At 50.2% G+C, this 223-nt stretch carries 1 protein-coding gene; it reads right to left on the bottom strand.

All coding sequences use genetic code 11. The annotated features are described in order from the left end of the window. The coding region (locus PSI23_RS23785) for a phage baseplate assembly protein (protein WP_373567380.1) at positions 1-223 on the bottom strand (223 nt) is incomplete at both ends.

Genomic DNA, 223 nt, shown 5'->3' with positions numbered 1-223 from the left:
GCTCCTGCCGGTAACACGAATTTGGTGGGTTGATTTATTGATGGACGAGTTCCAGATATCGATATAACCGGTGATAACAGGATCATCGCCTAACAATACCTGACAGGGCTGCCCTGCCTCAACCAATTGTCGTTCGTGACTGCCGGGGTAATAGTCCATCAGCATCAGTTCAAAATCAGACGGCAACCGTTCGATACCACGCGTCACGCGAATACTGTCCCAG

This window comes from Xenorhabdus yunnanensis (assembly GCF_028598805.1).
Lineage (GTDB): Bacteria > Pseudomonadota > Gammaproteobacteria > Enterobacterales > Enterobacteriaceae > Xenorhabdus > Xenorhabdus yunnanensis.
The sequence above is the reverse complement of the archived record's forward strand: the minus strand, read 5'-3'. Positions and strand labels throughout refer to the sequence as shown.